The sequence below is a fragment of the Frischella perrara genome, from assembly GCF_000807275.1.
Lineage (GTDB): Bacteria > Pseudomonadota > Gammaproteobacteria > Enterobacterales > Orbaceae > Frischella > Frischella perrara.
The window spans coordinates 566,674-589,325 of the sequence record NZ_CP009056.1 but is presented as its reverse complement, the minus strand read 5'-3'; the positions used below and the strand labels follow the sequence as shown (position 1 = coordinate 589,325).

Here is a 22,652-nt window from a genome sequence, read left to right as displayed (position 1 = left end):
ATCTGAAAATGATTTCCTGACAGTAAAAAAACACCATACAAGATGGTGTTTTTTCAATAAATTATTTAGATCTTAACTGAGTGTAATTTTTATACCTGGCCAATCAATATTTGCCCCTTCAGCTTCATTCTGATTGAGCTTATATTCGCCATTATAACCTACTCCATAGATATCACCTTTTTCAGTCTGATAGAAGAGATGTTCCATTCCTCCGCCAATTCGAATAATTTTTGAATTGACACCTTGACGTAATGTCGGTTTCTCTCCATAAATCATTTGTGGTGCATTTGATAAGGTTTGACCCCATGTATACAGTTTACCATCCTTTGTTAATGCAAATGACCCTTTGTAACGAACAAATAACTGCTCTACATCCTTCATAATGACTACTGGCTCTGTTGATACCTGATTTGTGACCGAAAAACCTAAACCTAAAGCAGCTTTTAATCCCCATCCAATGACTGTGCCATCATCAAGTAATGCTTCACCCCAACCTATTCCACCGCCAATATAGATGATCTTGTCAGCATACTTATCTAAACTCGTCACATGAACCGGTATCGCAAACACATTTTGTCTGTTACCACTATTCTTATTGATACCTAATCCGCAAGTTTCGTTACTACCCCAAGCCCAAACATGACCTTGTTCCGTAACGGCAAATGCCCCATTTGACGCGCAACCAATAAGTCTAACTTTTTCACAATTAAAATTGATTCTAATTGGGCAATTGCTAAAGTAATTCCAAGTATTACCTAACTGACCAAAATTATTAATTCCCCATACCCAAGCTTGACCAGTATTATCCAATGCCATTGAGAATTGTTCTCCAGCCGAAATCTGCTCGACTTGTGTTAAAATTTGTCGCGGTGTTGAAGTATAATTACCTGAAAAACCGGCTTGACCATAACGATTCTCACCCCAACCCCAGACTTTCCCATCAGCATCAAGCGCTAATAAGTGATAAGTACCGCCGATTAGCTTTTCAATATTCGCTAACCCAGTCACTTTTTGTGGTGCGCTATTAGCTTTTACGTTATTAGTGCCATTACCTTGCTGACCATAAGCTCGGTATCCCCAAACATAGACATCGCCTGTTTGTGTTAAGGCTGCACCTGTTTTCACCAAATCCCCTTCACAAATTGATTTACTTTCTGGTAACCTTGCAACAATGCTATATAGCCCTTGTGAATTTAATGGCTTATTCAACTCAACCGCATAAGTTCTCCCTGCTTTCGCCCTCAATTTTATTTCGTAACAATCTTGTCCGATATCCTTTTGCTGACCAATACCATTTATCGTTAAATTAGGGACGAAATTACCTTTACCATCAACTGTAATGGTAACTTCCCCTGATTTTTTAGGGGTAATTAAATAAGTTGGGGTATTTTTTCCAGCTTTGCCAATACTATAAAAGCAGACATTTAAAGGTAAGTCGATTTCTTTTAAATTATCCAGATCATTATGATCTAAGTATTCAGCCAATTCCATCCAAGCTTGTTGGGAATTCGCATCTTCAACAACAGCATAACTACCACCTGTTTTGAGTATAGATTCAATAACATCATCAAATGCTACACGTCCTCTGGTAGTTATAAAATCACCATTATAACTCTCGACTTTATAACTATCGACTGGAGGAACAACACCGAAAGGTTGTAAATGACCAATATGAACTTTGATATTTTCAAATTCAGCATTATTTAGGGATTTCTTTACAGGTTCATCACCTTTATTGTTGCTCATATCAGTAATTAAATATAATGAATTTCTTTCATTACTCGGTTTTGAAATAGGTTGATCACTACTATCATGTTCTTGTAGAGCCTCAACAGCTGCATCGATAGCTAACGCAATATCTGTTGGACCCAATGAATCAACAGTTTTGAAAATTTCTTGATTATATAATTCATCTGGCCATTCAAAACTAGCATCAATAGGACCAGGTAAGAATTTAGGATAGACATCAAAATCCATCGCTGCGGTCTGCACTACTCTTTCATTTTTAATTATGCCATTGAAAATATCATTATTTCTATCAGCTTGCGTCTTAAGTAAGTTATGAGCGACAACAATACGCAAGTTATTTGGATCCGTAGCTATATTACTACCCGAACTATCCACAGCTATGACCGTTTTCCTCGATTCAGGAAACTTGAACTTAACGATATTACTAAAATAAGGGCCAGTTAAAAGTTCACCATAACAGGCTGTTTTTCCTGTAGCCGTTGCCGCAATAAGGACATAAAGCGTTTTATCCTGATGAGGCTGACGAGATGAAAAGGCTGATAGTTCAGTAATATCTTTTTTTTGTAATGCATAAGAATAGGTTGTACCATCTTGTTGAACCATTTCATTACCATTACCAACATGCCGATCTTGAATCTTATATGCAAGAGTACTGAGATCACTACTGAAAAAGTAGATGTCAAACTGATCATGACCTGGTAATGAACCAGTCTTTAGTTGTGACCAAACTAACTGATAGATTCCCTGCGTTTTAGTATCATCAATAACAACACCAACGCCAAATTCGGCAAAAGGCATAGCTAGGTTATGAATTTTTTCGAGTATTGTTTTATTTACTCTAGAACCAAGTGCGACAGATTTCATATAATCTATCTCAACACCAACATAGTTAGCAAACATTCTTATATAAAAGTCACTAATATTGTTTAATTTTTTGCCTCTGAAGACATTATTAAAAATCTTTTCTAAAGAATAAGAAACAACCTCTGTTCCCGGGTAGCTACATAATGCTCTAATATTACTACGTTTATCCTTATCACCTAACTGCCAGAGTAGTTTAGCAATAGCTTCCTGAGCATCTTCACCATAAATATTACACAATGTCTTATGGTCTCTTAAATCAATGTCTAATTGGTAACAGCCATTTTGTGCTTTATCTGTGTAAATATCATCACCGACAAAAGGCATTTTATTAGCATAATTGGACTCTTTTAATAATCGAACTCCGATCCAAATACCATAGCCTTCATTAAATGCCAGAGCAAGAGACGTTGATTTATTACGATAGGTAGTGTTATTGTATGAATAGTCATACTGGTTTACACCATTATAGAATGCCCCAGTAAAATAATTAACTGAATTTGATTCGTGAGCTATAGCGTGACCGAATTCGTGTGCAATAACATCCCAGTCGTAAAAATCATTATTTCCAATATGAATTGACTCATCCTTTGAGTTGTAAAAACTGTTACTATTTCTAGAGTTAACATATATTTTACGATTATTTTGTCTTTCGAAATTTAGTACTCTTTTTGTTATATCAACTAAATCAGTAATGGCTTGGAAGACAGACCAACAAGGTGCTGTGCTATCTGTAATATTATATTCTAGTTGATTACAAAATGTCGTTTTTATCAAATAATTAGGATCCTGTTCGCTGAAAATTCCAAATTTATTAGTATTTTCAGCAAAAATTGTGGCATTAAAAGTGAAATTGTCTTGTGGAACGGTAAAGGTAAACTGACCGTTATTCAAAACACCTTTAAACAGCGATCCATCACAACCATTGATTTCTATGGTTGCCTGATCTAACGGTAGAAAAGAGTTATATCTATTATCTATTGGCCATTGAACTTTCAATGTTGCATTCTGACCTTTTTTTAAGGCAAGTCTGGATTGAGGTTGACTAAACAATGAAGTTTTAAAGCTGTTAGTAAAATTTTTAATTTTTTGAATATTTTCAGATTGATAATGAGATATGTCCTCCATTTGTTCCTGAGGAGAAGAACTATCAATGAATTGTGTTTTTTCTAATTTTGTTAGATTATTATTTTCATTTACCGGATCATTCGTTGCTTCAATTGCGGTGTATTTATTAAATGCTGTTTGCGATGAATGGGCGTAAATATATTTATCTTGAGTGGAAAAAACACCAAAACTTAGAGTTGTCACTAATTTATTTTCATTAGAAACAGATTCTTCTTCAGAAAATGTGGCGGTTATTTTTGCTTCAACATCATAAAAACCTTCTTCATAAACAACCATGTTAATCATGGTTTCGGTTATCGGTTCATATTGAAGATTTTTTAGTACTATTGGCGTAATTTCAATAGTTGGAGAAACGAGATTTTTATTAGATGAGTAGAAACTAAAATCAATAGTCACTTCACACCAGTTTTCTAATATTTCTATTTCTAATGGAATTAATACTGATTTTCCTGTTGGTACAAATTCTGAATCTTGTGTATTTAACCTGACGCTTATAGGGGTATTTATTGTTGACATGATATCTATCCTTGCTTATTGATGGTTAAAATTTATATATCCATAAAAAAATAGTTAACTGCTTATTTGTTAATTCAAGTTGCTGTCAATAAAATGCACTTTAATTTGTGTTTATCTAAGTACATCTATAAATACAACTAAATCACCAAATACTCGCCCTAAAATTAATTAGGGACGAGTTGCATTTTTAGAGTTTCATATTTCTTTATATTTGTCAATTAGTTAGATCAAGCTTTATAAAAAGCTCATTATTTTTTCTTCGGCTTGGTATATTGGAATTGAGCTAAATTACTAAAATAAGGACCTGTTTCAATCTGACCTTTAGTCGCAGCTTTTCCCGTTGCGGTAGCTGCAATTAAAACATAGAGTGTTTGCTCTTTTTCTTTTTTATCAGATAAAATAGATTCAATTTTACTAATGTCCTTTTTTTGTAGTGTATAGGTATAGTTTGTGCCTTTTTGTTGAACATATTTCTTGGTCTTGCCAATTTTTTGATCTAGAAGTTTATACACTAAAGTATCAAGGTTGTTAGTAAAGAAGTAGATATCAAATTGATCATGACCTGGTAATGATCCGGTCTTTAATTGTGACCATTCTAATTTCTTGATCTTTTGCGGTTTTGTATCATCAATATTAATACCGACACCAAATTCGGCAAAAGGCATGGCTAAATTATGAATTTTTTGAAGTGTCGTTTGATTTACCGCCGAACCAAGCTCTGTTGATCTAAGAAAATCAACCGTAATGCCGACATAATCAGTAAATATCCCCTTATAAAAATCGCTAATTGACTCTAGCTTCTTTCCATTGAAGATCTTATTATAAATATTTCCTAAAGAGTAAGAAATTGGGTCTGTCTTATAACTACAAAGTGCTCGGGTATTCAAATTTTTATTTTGATCACTAAGTTGCCATAATAATGGTGCAATACAAAACTCTGCATCTTCACCATAAGCTTCATATCTCGTAGTATGATCTTTTAAATCAAGACTATATGTTACAAAGCCATCATTCTCTATTTTGGTATAAAAATCATCACCCACATATGGCATTTTATTAGTATAAGTAGATTTTTTTAATAATTGAACTCCAACCCAAGTACCATAGCCTTCATTAAATGCTAAAGAAATTGATCTTTTTTTGTTATTTAATGTTTTACTATTTCTGGAATAATCATACTGGTTTTTTCCAGAATGGCTTCCACCAGCGGCATTTGCAATGGCACTGCTTTCATGAGCAATCGCATGACCAAATTCGTGTGCAATAACATCCCAATTATAATATCTTCTTGCATTTATATTGATGGTTTGATTTTTAGGCCGGTAAAAGCAACTATCACCTTGTATATCAACATACACAATACGATTTTTTTCTCTATCGAAATTTAGGTGTTTTTTAGATATATCCGTTAAGTCCATTACAGCCGAAAATACAGACCAGAAAGGCGCTGTTCCATCAGTAATATCATAATCTAATCGGTTGCTAAAACTGGTTGTAATAATCTCATCATAATTAGAATCTTCTTTGTATACACCAAATTTATCGGAATATAATGCAAATACAGTAGCAGTAAAAGTGAAATCATCTTCTGGAACGATAAAACTAAACTCACCATTATTTAATTCACCTTTAAATCGCGAATCATCATCGCCTTCTACTACTATATACGCTTTGTCTAAGGGTAAAAAAGTAGTCTTTTTGTTACTGATTGGCCATCTGACTTTGAGCGTAGCTTTCTGATCTTTTTTTAAGCTAAGTGAAAATGGTTGACTTTGTCTTAATAGCGACGGGTATTGGTTATTATATAAGGCTTCAATTTTTTGCCGTTCTGCAAAAATATGGCGTGATATTTCAGCCATTTGGTCTAAAGTAAACTTATTATCACTTGATGTTATTTTATTTGTTTCTGCTAACTTAATTAGTGTTTTGATTTGTTTATTAGGTTTATCCAATGCCTCAACTTTAGCATATTTATCAAGGGCAGCTTGCGAAGAAAAATCATAAATGTACTTACCTTGAAATGAGAAAACACCAAAGCTAAAAGTTGTCAGTAATTTGTCTTCTCCCGTTTCCGAATCTGCATCAGTTAATATTACAGTGATTTTTGCCTCAACATCATAAAAACCATCTTCACAAACGGTCAGATTTACTTCTGTTTTAGCTATCGACTGCTCTTTATGATTTTTTAGTACAATTGGTGCGATTTCGATAGCTGAAGTGGCATGGTTTGCATCAGAATAGATACAAGTAAAATCAATAGTCGCTTCAGTCCAGTCTTCTAATACTTCTAGTTCAAGGGGGATGAGTACGGATTTTCCTATTGGTGTGAATTTTGAATCTTGCGTATTTAGCCAAGCACTTATAGGGTTACTAATTATTGACATATAATTTATCCTTATTTATTTTTATTATTAAAATTTATCCATCTATCAAAAAAATTAGTTAACTTCTTAATTATTAATTTTCTATGATGATAATAAAATATACATTCATTTAAATTTACCTATGCGCATTTATAAATTTATATAAATCATTTAGTTACTTACCTAAAACAGGTTAAAGGTAAGTAACAGATTTAAATGTTTCACAGTTTTTATAATTTGTCAATAATTAAAAATTATTATAAAAACTGATTAATTTTTATTGTTGGGTAAATTTAAACTTAGCTAAATTACTAAAATAAGGTCCCGTAGCGATCTTTCCATCTATTGCGGTTTGTCCGGTGGCTGTACCAGCAATTAAAATATATACAATTTGTTCTTTTTTCCTATTAGGAGCAAAAGCAGCTTCTATTTGAGCAATATCCTTTTTCTGCAGCGAATAAGTAACGTTTGTACTACCTTTTATTAATTTACTACTTGAATCTAATTCTATATCAAGAACCTTACCCATAAGTTCTAGTTGATCATTAAATATATACATATCAACTTGATCTATAGTAGGTAATGATCCCGATTTAAGTTGATACATATTTAATTGCGTATAATCTTTTAATACTTTATCATCAATATAAATACCAACACCAAATTCTGCAAAAGGTACAGATAAATTATGTACTTTTTGAAGGATTTTTTTGTTGATTTTCGTACCATCCTGTGTCGTTCTAAGGAAGTCGGGCTGAACACCAACGTAATCGATAAATATTTCTTTGTAAAAATCACTAATTGATTCTAATTGTCGTCCTTTAAAGATTTTATTAAAAATATCGCCTAAAGAATAAGAAATATAGTCTGCTTTACGACTACAAAGTGCTCTGATATAGGGATTCTTTTTCTGATCACTAAGCTGCCATAATAATGGTGCAATACAAAGCTCCGCATCCTCACCATAAAAGCCATATAATGTGCTATGATTTTTTAAATCGAAATTAAAACCTATAGAACCATCGCTACGAATTGTTGTATAATAATCATCACCGACATTTGGCATCTTATTAGCGTAAGCAGAGTGCTTTAATAACCGAATCCCAATCCAAGTACCATAGCCTTCATTAAATGCCAACGCAATTGAATATCTTTTGTTATTAAAGGTTATTTCATTATCGGGATAATCATACTGATTTTCTCCAGTATGAGGCCCCCCAGCAATCATCCTAATAGCATCTGATTCATGTGCAATGGCATGACCAAATTCGTGTGCAATGACATCCCAATTATAATAATCAGCTTTAGCTATATTAATGCTTTGTGTACTAGGTAAGTAAAAGCATCCACTGCTCTTAATATCAACATAGATTATACGATTTTTTTCTCTTTCAAAATTTATATGTTTTTTAGCTATATTTGTTAAATCCATTACGGCTGAAAATACAGACCAGAAAGGCGCTGTACCATCAGTAATATCATAATTTAACTGATTACTAAAATTCGTTGTTATAAGCATATCAACTGGCGTACTTTCTTTATACACACCAAATTTATCTGAAAATACCGCTGAAACTGTTGCAGTATAGGAGTAATCAGCTGTCGGAGCAGTGAATGTAAACTCCCCATTATTTAAAACACCTTTAAATAGCTTACCATCACTACCTTTTACTTCTATAGCAGCTTTATCTAATGGTAAAAAATCGCTATTTTCACTATTGATTGGCCATCGAACTTTAAGGGTAATTTTTTGACCTCTTCTTAAACTCGGTTTAGTTGGTAGACTTTGTTTTAGTAATGAGGGGTTTTGGTTGTTATATAAAGCTTGAATTTTTTGCTTTTCTGCAAAAATATGACGTGATATTTCACCCATTTGTTCCAAAGTAAGCTTATTATCACTTGATGTTATTTTATTTGTTTCTGCAAAATTAATAAGTGTTTTGACTTCTTTAGTTGGTTTACTTAGTGCCTCAATTTCAGCATATTTATCAAGTGCAGCTTGCGAAGAAAAATCATAAATGTACTTACCTTGAAATGAGAAAACACCAAAGCTTAAAGTCGTCAGTAACTTATTTTCTCCCGTTTCTGAATCTGCATCAGCTAATGTTACAGTGATTTTTGCCTCAATATCATAAAAACCATCCTCACTAACAGTTAGATTCACATCTGTTTTGGTTATCGGTTTTGCTAAGTGATTTTTTAGCACGATTGGGTTGATGTTGATAGACGAAGCTGTGAGGTTTCTATCAGGAGAGGTAAAACTAAAATCAATGGTTGCTTCAGTCCAATCTTTTATTACTTCTAGCTCTAATGGAATAAGGACTGATTTTCCTGTTGGTGTGAATTGAGAATCTTGTGTATTTAGCCAGGCATTAATAGGGTTACTAATTTTTGACATAATATCTATCCTTGTTTATTAATATTTAAAATCCATTTACTCATAAGAAAATTCCTTTATTTCTTATGTGCTCTTTTGCTGTGCCATCAATGAAATTAGTATTGAGTTATAACTACCTATATCCAATGATGAACACATTAAAATTAACAGACTACCTGTTGCAAAAAAATGCTAAAGACCGGAGCCATTTTTAGAGTTTCACAATTTTTGATATTTGTCTAGGATTAAAATTATTTTTTTATGCGATGACTGAATGGTATATTTTCTTTATTATTACAATATGTTAAGTCTAATAATGAACTTTTATTATGATATTTTTGATGAACATTAAATTTAATAATCTCAAAGCTAATAAACGATAATAATTGTATGGAATTTAGTCATAATTATTATTTAAAAGCGTTATAAATACTGCTTATTTGTAGTTTTAATATTGTAATTATGTATGGTAGCTATTAATGAAAGAGTTTCGCTCAATTTTATAGTAAATTGATCTTAGACCTATCTAAAAGTGATTCCCCGATAATAAAAAAACACCATACAAGATGGTGTTTTTTCAATAAATCATTTAAATCTTAACTGAGTGAAATCCTTATATCTGGCCTATTAATATTTTACCCTTCAGTTTCATTCTGAATCATATTATATTCGCCATTATAAGCTACTCCATAGATATCACCTTGTTTAATCGTCTGAATCTTCAGATAAGTCACATATAAACTTAGCTAAATTACTAAAATAAGGCCCTGTAGTAATCTTACCATTAGTTACGGTTTTTCCTGTAGCTGTGGCTGCAATCATGACATACAGTTTTTGTTTCTTTTTCTTTCTAGAAGATAAAAAGGCTTCTATTTGAGTAATATCCTCTTCCTGCAATGAATATGTATAGGTTGTTCCATTTTGTTGGACTAAGCCACTACCTTTGCCTACTTGTTTATCTAGGATTTTATATACAATTTCTTGACTATCATTGAAAAAATAGATATCAAACTGATCATGACCCGGTAACGACCCTGTTTTTAATTGCGACCACTCTAAGTAATAGAATTCTTCCAACTCTGTATCATCGATATTAATACCAATACCAAATTCCGCAAAAGGTATAGCTAAACTATGTATTCTTTCAAGGATCTTTTTGTTTATTTTCGTACCCGACATCGCGGTTCTAAGAAAATTGCTCTGAACGCCAACATAATCAATAAACATAGCTTGGTAAAAATCACTAATTGACTCTAATTGTCGTCCTTTGAAAATTTTATTAAAAATATCGCCTAAAGAATAAGAAATGGAGTCGGCTTTACGACTACAAACAGCTCTGGTATTTCGATTCTTTTTCTGATCACTAAGCTGCCATAGTAATGCTGTAATTGCTAATTCTGTATCTTCTCCATAAACGTCATACAATGTCTTATGGTCAGTTAAGTCAATATTTATCATAACGGAGCCATTTTGTGCTCTGTCTGTGTAAGACTCATCACCAACATAAGGCATCTTTTTAATATAATTAGAGTCTTTTAATAATCTTACACCTACCCAAGTGCCATAACCTTCATTAAATGCTAATCCCAACGAAGTTTCTTTATTATGTAATGTTGTATCGTTATTTGGATAATCATACTGATTTTGTCCACTATGAGCACCGCCAGCAATCAATTTAATAGAGTTAGATTCATAAGCAATAGCATGTCCAAATTCATGTGCAATGACATCCCAATCATAAAAATCATCATTACCTATATAAATTCTCCCATTTGATGGTTGGTAATAGGTCGAATTTCCTTTAACATCAACATATACTACCCGATTGATGTCTCTTTCAAAATTTAGATGTTTTTTAGTTATCTCTGTTAAATCCATTACGGCAGAAAATACAGACCAGAAAGGCGCTGTACCATCAGTAATATTATAATCTAACTGATTACTAAAATTCGTTGTTATAAGCGTATCAAATAGCAAACCATCTTTATATATACCGAATTTATCTGAAAATACCGCTGAAACTGTCGCAGTAAAGGAGAAATCAGTTTTTGGCGCGGTGAATGTAAACTCCCCCTTATTTAAAACACCTTTATACTGCGAACCATCACTACCTTTTACTTCTATAGTGGCTTTATCTAACGGTAAAAAATCGCTATTTTCACTATTGATTGGCCATCGAACTTTAAGGGTAATTTTTTGACATCTTCTTAAACTCAGTTTAGTTGGTTGACTTTGTTTTAGTAATGAGGGGTTTTGGTTGTTATATAAAGCCTGAATTTTTTGCTTTTCTGCAAAAATATGACGTGATATTTCACCCATTTGTTCCAAAGTAAGCTTATTATCACTTGATGTTATTTTATTTGTTTCTGCTAAATTAATAAGCGTCTTAACTTCTTTATTTGGTTTACTTAATGCCTCAATTTCAGCATATTTATCAAGTGCAGCTTGCGAAGAAAAATCATAAATGTACTTACCTTGAAATGAGAAAACACCGAAGCTTAAAGTCGTCAGTAATTTATTTTCTCCCGTTTCCGAATCTGCATCAGTTAATGTTACAGTGATTGTTGCTTCAACATCATAAAAACCATCCTCACTAACAGTCAGATTTACCTCTGTTTTGGTTATCGGCTCTGCTTTGTGATTTTTAAGTACGATTGGATTGATGTTGATGGATGAAGCCGTGAGGTTTTTACCAGGAGAGGTAAAACTAAAATCAATGGTTGCTTCAGTCCAATTTTTTAATACTTCTAGCTCTAATGGAATAAGAACTGATTTTCCTGTTGGTGTGAATTGAGAATCTTGTGTATTTAGCCAGGCATTAATAGGGTTACTAATTTTTGACATAATATCTATCCTTGTTTATTAATATTTAAAATCCATTACTCATAAGAAAATTCGTTTATTTCTTATTTGCTAATTTGCTATGCCACCAATGAAATTGGTAGTGAGTTATAATTACCTATATCCATTGATAAACACATTAAAATCAACAGACTACCTTTATAAAAATACGTTGAAGGCAGGAGTCATTTTTAGAGTTTCACAGTTTTTTATATTTGTCTAGGATTAAAATTATTTTTTGTGCACGGTGACTGAATGGTATATTTTTCTTATTATTACAATAAATTAAGTCTAAAAATGAACTTTTATTATGATATTTTTGATGAACATTAAATTTAATAATCTCAAAGCTAATAAACGATAATAATTGTATGGAATTTAGTCATAATTATTATTTAAAAGCGTTATAAATACTGCTTATTTGTAGTTTTAATATTGTAATTATTTATGGTGGCTATTAATGAAAGGATTTCGCTCATTTTTATATGTTCGGCAAATTTATCTTTTTTCACATGAACTGATATTTCAATAAATTTTGTGAACCATTACTATTATTCATCCAATCCCAGACTTCTCCATCAGTATCAAGCGCGAATAAGTGATAAGACCTTCTTTTAGTTGTTTAATTTTTTCAGTCTTATCACTTTTTGTGGTGTGCTATCGGCTTTTACGTTATTAATACCATCGCCTTGTTGCCCTTTTGTACATTTCTAGCAAACATACACATATCAATTTAGAGTTAAGCCCCCCTGTTTTCATTGATTCACCTTCACAAATCAGTTTATTGCCCTATTTAGTTAGCTTTGCAATAATGCTATATAACCCTTGTGAATTTAATGGCTTATTCAACTCAACCGCATAAGTTTTTCTGGCTTTCGCTCTTAATTTGATTTCATAACAATCTTGCCCTAAATCCTTTTGTTGACCAACCCCGTTTATCGTTAAATTAGGAGTGAAACTACCTTTACTATCAACTGTTATCGTAATTACACCTGACTTTTTAGGTGTAATTAAATAAGTTAGGGTATTTTTTTCAGCTTTGGCGATACTATAAAAACAAACATTGAAAGGTAAGGCGATTTCTTTTACATTCGTAAGCTCATTATGATCTAAGTAGTCAGCCAATTCCATCCAAGCTTGTTGGGAATCTGCATCCTCTACAATTGCATAACTACCTTTTGTTTTGAGCATAGATTTAATAACATCATCAAACGCTACTTGTTGTCTGCTATTTATACTAATATCATTATTGATTTTAGAAACTGCTGAACGAATAAAAAATGGTTTTAAGTGACCTAAATGAATTTTAATATCTTCTTTAGCAGCCTTCTCTATAGCTTCTATAACAGGTTGCTGACCAGCATTATTATCCATATCAGTAAGTATAAATAATGAATTTTTTTCATTAACTGGTTTTGAAATAGGTTGATTATTACCATCATGTTCTTTTAATAAATTAATACTCACATAAATAGCTTTTGCAATATCCGTTCCTCCATTTGAATCAATTTTTTTAAAGATCTTACGGTAATATAAACCATATGGCCATGTAAAATCAGACAAGAGCTTAACATCAGAATCAAAATCAATTGCAGCGGTTTGTACCATTCTTTCATTATTGATCTTGCCATTTAAAATGAGATCATTTCTATTAGCTTGACTCATAAGTAAGTTATGAGCAACAGCAATACGTAGATTATTTGGATCAGTATCTAGATTACTACCTGAACTATCCACAGCTATGACCGTTTTCCTTGGTTTAGAATACGGGAATCTAGCTAAATTACTAAAATAAGGTCCCGTAGGGATCTTTCCATCTTTTGCGGTTTTGCCGGTAGCTGTGGCTGCAATCAAAACATACAGTATTTGCGTCTTTTTTTTTCTAGACGATAAAAAGGCTTCTATTTGAGTAATATCCTTTTCCTGCAATGAATATGTATAGGTTATTCCATTTTGTTGTACCACATCATTACTGTTGCCTACTTGTTTATCTAGGATCTTCTATACAACTTCTTGGTCATCATTAAAAAAATAGATATCAAAATGATCATGACCCGGTAACAACCCCGATTTTAATTGCGACCAGCATAATTTTTTGAATTCATTTGATTTGGTATCATCAATATTAATACCAATACCAAATTCCGCAAAAGGCATAGCTAAATCATGTATTCTTTGAAGGATCTTTTCTTTTATTTTCGTACCCGATACCGCGGTCCTAAGAAAATTGCTCTGAACGCCGACATAATCGATAAACATTCCTTGGTAAAAATCACTAATTGATTCTAATTGTCGTCCTTTAAAGATTTTATTAAAAATATCGCCTAAAGAATAAGAAATATAGTCTGTATTACGACTACAAAGTGCTCTGATATATGGATTCTTATTCTGATCACTAAGCTGCCATAGTAATGCTGTAATCGCTAATTCTGTATCTTCTCCATAAACGTAATGCGTTGTCTCATGTTCAGTTAAATCAATATTTATCATAACGGAGCCATTTTGTGCTCTATCAATGTAAAAATCATCACCAACATAAGGCATCTTATTAATATAATTAGACTCTTTTAATAATCTTACACCTACCCAAGTGCCATAACCTTCATTAAATGCTAATCCCAATGAATTTTTTTTGTTATTTAACGTTTTCTTATTATCGGGATAATCATACTGATTGTCTCCAGTATGAGGCCCCCCAGCAATAAATTTAATAGAGTTAGATTCATTAGCAATAGCATGTCCAAATTCATGTGCAATGACATCCCAATCATAAAAATCATCATTACCTATATAAATTTCCCCATTTAGTAGTTGGTAATAGGTCGAATCTTTTTTGACATCAACATATACCTTCTTATTTTTTTCTCTTTCAAATTTTAGACGTTTTTTAGCTATATCGGTTAAATCCATTACGGCAGAAAATACAGACCAGAAAGGTGCTGTACCATCAGTAATATCATAATTTAACTGATCACTAAAATTCGTTGTTATAGGAATAACTTTTGAAGATTTTTTGCCATTCTGATCTATAATTTCGATCTGCCTATATACAGTAAATTTATCAGAATACTCTGCAAATACTGTAGCAGTAAAAGTGAAATTATCTTTTGGAACAGTGAAAGTAAACTTACCCTCATTTAAAACACCCTTGAATCGTGAACCATCACTACCTTTTACTTCTATAGCAGCTTTATCTAACGGTAAAAAATCGGTATTTTCACTATTAATTGACCATCGAACAATAAGGGTAACTTTTTGGCCTCTTCTTAAACTCGGTTTAGTTGGTAGACTTTGTCTTAATAGCGACGGGTATTGGTTATTATATAAGGCTTCGATTTTTTGCTTTTCTGCAAAAATATGACGTGATATTTCACCCATTTGTTCCATAGTAAGCTTATTATCACTTGATGTTATTTTATTTGTTTCTGCTAAATTAATAAGCGTCTTAACTTCTTTATTTGGTTTACTTAGTGCCTCAATTTCAGCATATTTATCAAGTGCAGCTTGCGAAGAAAAATCATAAATGTACTTACCTTGAAATGAGAAAACACCAAATCTTAAAGTCGTCAGTAATTTATTTTCTCCCGTTTTCGAATCTAATGTTACAGTGATTTTTGCCTCAATATCATAAAAACCATCCTCACTAACAGTTAGATTCACATCTGTTTTGGTTATCTGTTGTGCTTTGTGATTTTTTAGCACTATCGGGCTGATTTTGATGGATGAAGCCGTGAGGTTTCTATCAGGAGAGGTAAAACTAAAATCAATGGTTGCTTCAGTCCAATCTTTTAATACTTTCAACTCTAACGGAATAAGGACTGATTTTCCTGTTGGTGTGAATTGAGAATCTTGTGTATTTAGCCAAGCATTTATAGGGTTACTAATTTTTGACATAATATCTATCCTTGTTTATTAATATTTAAAATCCATATACTCATAAGAAAATTCGTTTATTTCTTATTTGCTATTTTGCTATGCCATCAATGAAATTGGTATTGAGTTATAATTACCTATATCCATTGAAAAACACATTAAAATCAACAGACTACCTTTATAAAAATACGCTAAAGGCAGGAGTCATTTTTAGAGTTTCACAGTTTTTTATATTTGTCTAGGATTAAAATTAATTTTTATGGACGACGACTGAAAATTGTATTTTTCTTTATTATTACAATAAGTTAAGTCTAATGATGAACTTTTATTATGTTATTTTTTGTAAATAAGTTAAGGTTATTACCCCCAAAATCAAGAAACAAAGCATGGAATGCCACTATAAAGGAATACATAAAATTTATAGATACTCTTTATAATTGATTTTATTGTAAAAATTATTATTTTATTTCAGTAAGTTAGGTTGATTTTAACGAAGTAGGGCTTTGAAACCTAGCTAATCAATATTTGTCTTCCCCTACTTCAATTTGATTTGGCTTATATTTGCCAATATTATCTAGTTTATAGATATCATTTGCCTTAGAATTCGCTTAAATATTGAAAAATAATTTTTAGTTCAAACTGCGAGACCAGAACGTTTTTCTTACAACCTAATATTATATTTTAGGTATAAGCATTATCTTAAGTATTAATAAGCAACTTCTGTTAATTTTATGACATTAACTAAATCCTTCACTTTTTAGGGGTACAATGAATTGTATGTATTTAAAATAGATTCAATAATGTCATCCAATTCAAAGCTTGACCGTTTATTTTTATTAATATCATCATCACTTTCAGAAAGTGATGAATGAAAACCCACTGATTGTAGGATTACCTAATTGGAGTGTGATATTTTCAATATTTAGACTATATTCACCCTCTTTAATCAAGCGCTATATCTTTATTATTATCTATAAATAGTATTAGTTAAGCTCACTACTAAATTTTGCACCTCGTTGTCTTAAATAAACAACTAATGGTAACTGCTCAAATTCTGCTTTGTTCTTTACTTTAGAAAAAAGCAGATCTAATGGTGTTTGAAGACTAAATTTTGTCAAAGCATTAATGTCAAGTTGATGGTCAATCAGAAGTTGGAAAAAAGCGATATCTAAACTAGGATTATTTTTTGTACTATCATAATAACGAGACGCATATAAATGAGCGATATTACCTTCTTCCTTGATAAATACACTCGGATTAGCACCTTTATCAAGTAATAATTTAACAATTTTTAAATTATTCTCAGATAAATCCCGAATTAGTATGGTTAGTAAAGTACCATCGCTGTCACCCTCTTCATTTATGTCATAACCTGCAATAACCAAATAATCAATAATCTGTTTTAATACTTCATATTTAATATCATCTTGTCCTATAATTAATTCAAATAATATGGGCTCTCTACGATTGATTGGAATATGGTGATCGAGTAATAATTTCATTGATTGAGGGTTATGATAGAGATAGGCTACATACCAAAGTGAAAAACCCCTTGGTTTTCTTTGGGGAAATTCTGCACCATTATCAATAAGTAATTTTACCACATCTGGATTCCCCATAGCCCAGAAGATAGGGGGAGTACCATCCGCAGGTGATGGATTTTTAGATGGGCAAAGACGTTTTGATATACCAGAATAACATGCATAATCTAGATTAGACATCTGGTTCATACCACTAAGCCCATTATAAATATGATTAACATTCGCACCATTTACGAGTAATAATTTGGTAATTCTCATAATTTGCGTTGAACTGAGATGATAAGCGTTAACAGCATAATGTAAAGGTGAAAAGCTATTAATTGAACCATTAACACGCGCGCCATGTTCAATTAAAAATTTAACCATATCATATTGACCGCTATCAATGGCTATTATTAACGGATAACCATCATTTCGACCACCTTCTATATTGGCACCTTCAGCTAATAATTTTTTTACCTCATCAATATTTTTATTCATTACTGCCAATTCTAAAGGATTTTCATCGTAATTTGATTTTGGTAGAGATAGCTCTGTGCCATAAACGGTAATACAAAATGACATCAGCAAAACAATAATAATCCAAGAAAATTTAATGGGTTTAATATTCATTTTATATCCCCTATATCATAATTATTATATTGATTATTATAACTTTAATGAGCATCAGTGCTTTGAGTAGTCGAGCATATTAAATGACTTCAATCAAAATACCCTGTTTCGGTTAACAGTTTAACCTATGCTTATTAAGAAAAAAAGAAGCTGAAAAGTTAAAACGATACGGTTTCATCACAAGTTTATTGATGAAAAGAGGGATTGTGTAATAAATCATTTAAAAATAATTTATTACACATTTTGTATGTTTTATATTTTGTAATTGCTTTACAACATTGTTAATGCTGAGCTATACAATAAAAGAGTATTGAAAAAATTCAATACTCTTTATATTTCAAATCATAGTAATACTAGTAGGCAACTTCTGTTAATTTATAACATTAACTAAATCCTTCAATTTCAAGTGATGCAATAAAATGTATGTATTTAGAATAGATTTAATAGCGCTATGCCTTTATTATCTATAAATATGATTAGTTAAGCTCACAACTAAATTTTGCACCTCGTTGTCTTAAATAAACAACTAATGGTAACTGCTCAAATTCTGCTTTATTCTTTACCCTAGAAAAAAGCAGATCTAATGGTGTTTGAAGACTAAATTTTGTCAAAGTATTAATATCAAGTTGATGGTCAATAAGAAGTTGGAAAAAAGCGATATCTAAGCTAAGATTATTTTTTGTACTATCATAATAACGAGACGCATATAAATGAGCGATATTACCTTCTTTCTTGATAATTAAACTCGGATTAGCACCTTTATCAAGTAATAATTTAACAATTTTTAAATCATCCTCAGATAAATCCTGAATTAGTGTTGATAGTAAAGTACTATTGATGTTACTCACTTCATTTATGTCATAACCCGCAATAAGCAAATAATCAATAATCTGTTTTAAGTCTTCATATTTAATCTTATTTCGTCTTATAATTAATTCAAATAATATGGGCTCTCTGGGTTCGATCGGAATATGGTGATCGAGTAATAATTTCATTGATTGAGGGTTATGATAGAGATAGGCTACATACCAAAGTGATAAACCTCTTAGTTTTTTTTGAGGAAATTCTGCTGGGGGAAATTCTGCACCGTTATCAATAAGTAATTTTACCACATCTGGATTTCCCATTGCCCAGAAGATAGGGGGAGTACCATGCATAAGTGACGGATTATCAGTCGGACAAAGACGTTTTGATATACTAGAATAACATGCATAATCTAGATTAGACATCTGGTTCATATCACTACGCCCATTATAAATATGATTAACATTCGCACCATTTACGAGTAATAATTTGGTAATTCTCACAATTTGCGTTGAACTGAGATGATAAGCATTAACAGCATAATGTAAAGGTGAAAAGCTATTAATTGAACCATTAATACGCGCGCCATGTTCAATTAAAAATTTAACCATATCATATTGACCGCTATCAATGGCTATTATTAACGGATAACCATCATTTCGACCACCTTCTATATTGGCACCTTCAGCTAATAATTTTTTTACCTCATCAATATTTTTATTCATTACTGCCCGCTCTAAAGGGTTTTCATCATAATTCGATTTTAGTGGAGATCGTTTTGTGCCATAAGCGGTAATACAAAATGACATCAGCAAAACAATAATAATCCAAGAAAATTTAATGGGTTTTATATTCATTTTATATCCCCTGTATCATCGTTATTGTATTGATTATTATGGCTTTAGAATGAAAAACCACCGGTTATACGATTATCTAATTGGAGTGTAATATTTTCAATGTTTAGACTATATTCACCCCTTCAATCATTATTATCTATAAATATTATTAGTTAAGCTCACTACTAAATTTTGCACCTCGTTGTCTTAAATAAACAACTAATGGTAACTGCTCAAATTCTGCTTTGTTCTTTACTTTAGAAAAAAGCAGATCTAATGGTGTTTGAAGACTAAATTTTGTCAAAGTATTAATGTCAAGTTGATGGTCAATTAGAAGTTGGAAAAAAGTGATACCTAAACTAGGATTATTTTTTGTACTATCATAATAACGAGACGCATATAAATGAGCGATATTACCTTCTTTCTTGATAAATACACTCGGATTGGCACCTTTATCAAGTAATAATTTAACAATTTTTAAATCATCCTCAGATAAATCCCGAATTAGTGTTGATAGTAAAGTATTATCGCTGTCACTTACTTCATTTATGTCATAACCCGCAATAAGCAAATAATCAATAATCTGTTTTAAGTCTTTATATTTAATCTTATTTCGTCCTATAATTAATTCAAATAATATGGGCTCTCCGCGATCGATTGGAATATGGTGATCGAGTAATAATTTCATTGATTGAGGGTTATGGTAGCGATAGGCTACATACCAAAGTGAAAAACTCCTTAGTTTTTTTTGAGGAAATTCTGCTGGAGGAAATTCTGCACCGTTATCAATAAGTAATTTTACCACATCTGGATTTCCCATTGCCCAGAAGATAGGGGGAGTACCATCCGCAGGTGATGGATTTTTAGATGGGCAAAGACGTTTTGATATACTAGAATAACATGCATAATCTAGATTAGACATCTGGTTCATACCACTAAGCCCATTATAAATATGATTAACATTCGCACCATTTACGAGTAATAATTTGGTAATTCTCATAATTTGCGTTGAACTGAGATGATAAGCGTTAACAGCATAATGTAAAGGTGAAAAGCTATTAATTGAACCATTAACACGCGCGCCATGTTCAATTAAAAATTTAACCATATCATATTGACCGCTATCAATGGCTATTATTAACGGATAACCATCATTTCGGCCACCTTCTATATTGGCACCTTCAGCTAATAATTTTTTTACCTCATCAATATTTTTATTCATTACTGCCAATTCTAAAGGATTTTCATCATAATTCGATTTTGGTGGAGATAGTTTTGTGCCATAAGCGGTAATACAAAATGACATCAGAAAAACAATAATAATCCAAGAAAATTTAATGGGTTTTATATTCATTTTATATCCCCTATATCATCGTTATTATATTGATTATTATAACTTTAATGAGTATCAGTGCTTTGAGTAGTCAAGCATAATAAATGACTTCAATCAAAAGACACTATTTCGGTTAACAGTTTAACCTATACTTATCAAGAAAAAAAGAAGCTGAAAAGTTAAAACGATACGGTTTCGTTACAAGTTTATTGATGAAAAGAGGGATTGTGTAATAAATCATTTAAAAATAATTTATTTCATATTTTATATTTTGTAGCTGCTTAACAAAGTTGTTAATGTTGAGCTATACAATAAAAGGGTATTGAAGAAATTCAATACCCTTTTATATTTCAAATCATAGTAATTTATTTATGACTTTAAGCTTTCACCATTACTTTTAATAACTTCTTGATACCATTTGAATGAGTCTTTTTTATACCTTTTCATGGTACCGTTACCTTCATTATCGCGATCAACATAGATAACCCCATAACGTTTTTTCATTTCACCGGTTGTGAAAGAAACTACGTCAATAATACCCCATGCTGTATACCCAATAATATCTACACCATCGTAATCAATCGCTGTTAACATTGCTTTAATATGCGCTGCAAGATATTCAATGCGAGGTTGATCATGTATTTGTAGATCGTGTTCTAGCTGATCGATTGCACCAAAACCATTTTCAACAATAAATAATGGCAATTGATAGCGTTCATAAAGACGATTCAGTGTATAACGCAGCCCCTCTGGATCGATCGGCCAACCCCAATCACTGCTTTTAATATAAGGATTGTCAACCGCATTTGGTAAAGCGCCATTAACTATGTTTTCAAGATCATGTTTTTCATTGACCTCGGCTTTAACAACTGTTGACATGTAATAACTAAACCCGATGTAATCAACCGTACCTTGTTTCAAGATTGCTAGGTCTTCCTGTGTAATATCAAGCTTATATCCTTCACGTTCAAACTCTTTTAAAGCATAACTTGGGTAATAACCACGTACATGCACATCTGGGAAGAAGAAACGCTGGTGCATAGCAATTTCTGCAGCCATCATATCATCAGGATTGCATGAATAAGGATAAATTGGAACGTGTGAAATCATGCAACCAATTTGAAAATCTGGATTAATTTTTTTACCAGCAATGACTGCTTTAGCACTAGCTAGCAATTCATAATGAGCTACTTGATAAAGTACTTCCTTTGGATTTTCACCAGATTTTACTTGTACTCCGGAGTTAGTCCAGAAGAAAATCGGATTATTAGTATCCATTTGGTTATTGATTTCATTAAATGTCATCCAATATTTTACTTTATGCTTGTAACGTTCAAAACATGTTTTAGCAAAACGTTCAAAGAAATCAACCGTTTTACGATTACGAAAACCACCATATTCACGAGCAAGATGTAATGGAATTTCGAAATGTGACAAAGTGATAACTGGTTCGATTCCATTAGCAATTAATTCATCAAAGACATTATCATAAAATTTTAGTCCCTCTTCATTAGGTTCTAACTCATCCCCTTTAGGGAAAATTCGTGTCCAAGCTATGGAGGTTCTCAAACATTTAAGCCCAAGTTCGGCAAATAATTTAATATCTTCTTTATAGTTATGATAAAAATCAATTGCGGTATGATTTGGATAAAATTTATCGGGTTCAATATCTTGAGTAATCTGACGCGCTACCCCATGAGCACCAGCAGTCATCACATCAACGACACTTGGTCCTTTACCACCCTTATTCCAACCACCCTCGAATTGATGCGCTGCTAATGCTCCGCCCCATAAAAAATTTTTGATTGTCATTTTTGA

Annotated in this window: 10 protein-coding genes; all 10 read right to left on the bottom strand. The window is 31.9% G+C overall.

Annotated features, from left to right (window positions below):
* Nucleotides 1-72: 72 nt before the first annotated feature.
* The 10 genes from FPB0191_RS02705 to FPB0191_RS02660 all read right to left on the bottom strand — a co-directional run bounded on the left by FPB0191_RS02705 (nucleotide 73) and on the right by FPB0191_RS02660 (nucleotide 22,646).
* Complete coding sequence (locus FPB0191_RS02705; protein WP_039103840.1) at nucleotides 73-4,254, bottom strand: RCC1 domain-containing protein; 4,182 nt, start codon at nucleotides 4,252-4,254, stop codon at nucleotides 73-75.
* 248 nt (nucleotides 4,255-4,502) lie between these two features.
* Nucleotides 4,503-6,638 (bottom strand): hypothetical protein, encoded by a 2,136-nt coding sequence (locus tag FPB0191_RS02700; RefSeq protein WP_039103839.1) that lies wholly within the window; start codon nucleotides 6,636-6,638, stop codon nucleotides 4,503-4,505.
* 256 nt (nucleotides 6,639-6,894) lie between these two features.
* Nucleotides 6,895-9,015 (bottom strand): hypothetical protein, encoded by a 2,121-nt coding sequence (locus FPB0191_RS02695; protein WP_039103837.1) that lies wholly within the window; start codon nucleotides 9,013-9,015, stop codon nucleotides 6,895-6,897.
* 684 nt (nucleotides 9,016-9,699) lie between these two features.
* Nucleotides 9,700-11,838, bottom strand: a complete 2,139-nt coding sequence (locus tag FPB0191_RS02690; protein WP_039103835.1) for a hypothetical protein — start codon at nucleotides 11,836-11,838, stop codon at nucleotides 9,700-9,702.
* A gap of 786 nt (nucleotides 11,839-12,624) precedes the next feature.
* Nucleotides 12,625-13,800 carry a vWA domain-containing protein gene (locus tag FPB0191_RS02685; protein WP_039103833.1) on the bottom strand — a complete coding sequence of 392 codons (1,176 nt, stop codon included), beginning with the start codon at nucleotides 13,798-13,800 and terminating at the stop codon, nucleotides 12,625-12,627.
* A 36-nt stretch (nucleotides 13,801-13,836) separates the two neighbouring features.
* Nucleotides 13,837-15,729, bottom strand: a complete 1,893-nt coding sequence (locus FPB0191_RS02680; RefSeq protein WP_039103832.1) for a hypothetical protein — start codon at nucleotides 15,727-15,729, stop codon at nucleotides 13,837-13,839.
* Between the two features lie 962 nt (nucleotides 15,730-16,691).
* A complete protein-coding gene (locus FPB0191_RS02675; protein WP_039103830.1) occupies nucleotides 16,692-17,861 on the bottom strand; it encodes an ankyrin repeat domain-containing protein in 1,170 nt (389 codons plus the stop codon).
* A 476-nt stretch (nucleotides 17,862-18,337) separates the two neighbouring features.
* On the bottom strand, nucleotides 18,338-19,522 hold the full coding sequence (locus tag FPB0191_RS02670; protein ID WP_039103827.1) for an ankyrin repeat domain-containing protein: 1,185 nt from the start codon (nucleotides 19,520-19,522) through the stop codon (nucleotides 18,338-18,340).
* Nucleotides 19,523-19,670: 148 nt separating this feature from the next.
* Nucleotides 19,671-20,855: an ankyrin repeat domain-containing protein gene (locus FPB0191_RS02665; RefSeq protein ID WP_039103825.1), complete on the bottom strand. Its 1,185-nt coding sequence runs from the start codon at nucleotides 20,853-20,855 to the stop codon at nucleotides 19,671-19,673.
* A 348-nt stretch (nucleotides 20,856-21,203) separates the two neighbouring features.
* Nucleotides 21,204-22,646 (bottom strand): 6-phospho-beta-glucosidase, encoded by a 1,443-nt coding sequence (locus FPB0191_RS02660; RefSeq protein WP_039103822.1) that lies wholly within the window; start codon nucleotides 22,644-22,646, stop codon nucleotides 21,204-21,206.
* Nucleotides 22,647-22,652 lie beyond the last annotated feature (6 nt).

Bases quoted from the DNA above. Each gene is read 5' to 3' on its own strand.
- FPB0191_RS02705 (WP_039103840.1), bottom strand. From the start codon at position 4,254: ATGTCAACAATAAATACCCCTATAAGCGTCAGGTTAAATACACAAGAT.
- FPB0191_RS02700 (WP_039103839.1), bottom strand. From the start codon at position 6,638: ATGTCAATAATTAGTAACCCTATAAGTGCTTGGCTAAATACGCAAGAT.
- FPB0191_RS02695 (WP_039103837.1), bottom strand. From the start codon at position 9,015: ATGTCAAAAATTAGTAACCCTATTAATGCCTGGCTAAATACACAAGAT.
- FPB0191_RS02690 (WP_039103835.1), bottom strand. From the start codon at position 11,838: ATGTCAAAAATTAGTAACCCTATTAATGCCTGGCTAAATACACAAGAT.
- FPB0191_RS02680 (WP_039103832.1), bottom strand. From the start codon at position 15,729: ATGTCAAAAATTAGTAACCCTATAAATGCTTGGCTAAATACACAAGAT.
- FPB0191_RS02675 (WP_039103830.1), bottom strand. From the start codon at position 17,861: ATGAATATTAAACCCATTAAATTTTCTTGGATTATTATTGTTTTGCTG.
- FPB0191_RS02670 (WP_039103827.1), bottom strand. From the start codon at position 19,522: ATGAATATAAAACCCATTAAATTTTCTTGGATTATTATTGTTTTGCTG.
- FPB0191_RS02665 (WP_039103825.1), bottom strand. From the start codon at position 20,855: ATGAATATAAAACCCATTAAATTTTCTTGGATTATTATTGTTTTTCTG.
- FPB0191_RS02660 (WP_039103822.1), bottom strand. From the start codon at position 22,646: ATGACAATCAAAAATTTTTTATGGGGCGGAGCATTAGCAGCGCATCAA.